The organism is Psychrobacter sp. T6-1 (assembly GCF_052258445.1).
The window spans coordinates 1-1161 of sequence record NZ_JBQQFC010000514.1 but is presented as its reverse complement, the minus strand read 5'-3'; the positions used below and the strand labels follow the sequence as shown (position 1 = coordinate 1161).

Genomic DNA, 1161 nt, shown 5'->3' with positions numbered 1-1161 from the left:
CGTGCTTTTGAGGGGCAAAACATACAAGTGGGACAAAGCGCTAGTCTCAAAAAGATGAATCTACCAGTGGCTCCATCAACTCAAGACTTTCACTCAAAACCGACTCAAAGCGGCGATAGTAGTCATTTGCCACAACATCACAATGCCATGCAAAAAATTCCGACAATCAACCCTATCCTCTAAACACAAAAAAACCAGCGGTTTATAAGCTGGTTTTTATTTGATGCTTTTAAGAGCTTGATTTGTCAAATACAGGCAACGGATCAAAACTAACCTCAGAGCGTGGTAGCCGCGCCACATCACGCATACGCCAATCAGCTGCGCCATCACTACTCACTTGTAGATAGTACTTGGCTTTGAGCGGGTCAATATCGACTTGAGCCGTATATTTATTACCGTCTTGATGTTTTAATACCACATCGCGATCTTTTTTGATATCAGTGGCATGAGAGATGGACAATTCTAGAGTATCAGGGTAGGTAAGCGCTGTGCCATTTTTGAGGGTACCTGTCTGCACACTTTGTTCAGGATAGTTGAGATAAAAGACAATATCGCCGTTCTCTGAAAAGCGCATATCACCATGCAACTCTAAATCGTAAGTGAGCTTATCTCGCGATACGTCATGATACAGAGTTTTGCCATCCATATACCAATCATCGCGCACCACGCTATCGCGAATCTGATAAGAGTAATACACGAAAAAAATACAAGCGACGACCACAAAGGCGGGTAAGCCAATGACAAAGATGATCACCATGTAGTTCTTGTACCAAGGCTGACTATCCTGATGCTTAAAGTTCGGTGATGAAGTAGACATAAAACACCTGCTATATAATTAATGACGTAACTTACTGTTTATTAACTATCAAGGTACTAACGAACAAGACCAAGTCATTAGTCTTGAGTGATAAAGACATTATCCTTACTCACGCTATACTTACCATCTTCGCTGACGACATTCAAAGTAATAGGCGTTTGTCCAGGTTCTACGACAGCAGGGTCGCCATAAACGCTAACGGACATATCAAAGCTCTCGCCAGCTACTAGTGGCACATCATTAAAGCGTAGCTGCAAACTTAAACCATCTTGTGGTTCCAAGGTAATCTTGTAGGTGTGTTCATCTTGAGTTTTGTTCGTTAACTTGACGATGTAGCTGTTCTC

At 42.1% G+C, this 1161-nt stretch carries 2 protein-coding genes and 1 pseudogene; 1 reads left to right on the top strand and 2 read right to left on the bottom strand.

Annotated features, from left to right (window positions below):
* A pseudogene (locus ACTXGO_RS14220) lies at positions 1-183 on the top strand (tRNA 2-thiocytidine(32) synthetase TtcA); the annotation flags it as partial.
* A gap of 46 nt (positions 184-229) precedes the next feature.
* On the opposite strand, the gene ACTXGO_RS14215 reads toward ACTXGO_RS14220, so the two are convergent.
* A complete protein-coding gene (locus tag ACTXGO_RS14215) occupies positions 230-817 on the bottom strand; it encodes a FixH family protein (RefSeq protein ID WP_317198553.1) in 588 nt (195 codons plus the stop codon).
* 77 nt (positions 818-894) lie between these two features.
* Positions 895-1161: FixG Ig-like domain-containing protein (locus tag ACTXGO_RS14210; RefSeq protein ID WP_443574971.1), on the bottom strand; the 267-nt coding region annotated here is incomplete at its 5' end.

Excerpts from the sequence above, each read along its gene's own strand:
- ACTXGO_RS14215 (WP_317198553.1), bottom strand. The coding sequence starts at position 817 with ATGTCTACTTCATCACCGAACTTTAAGCATCAGGATAGTCAGCCTTGG.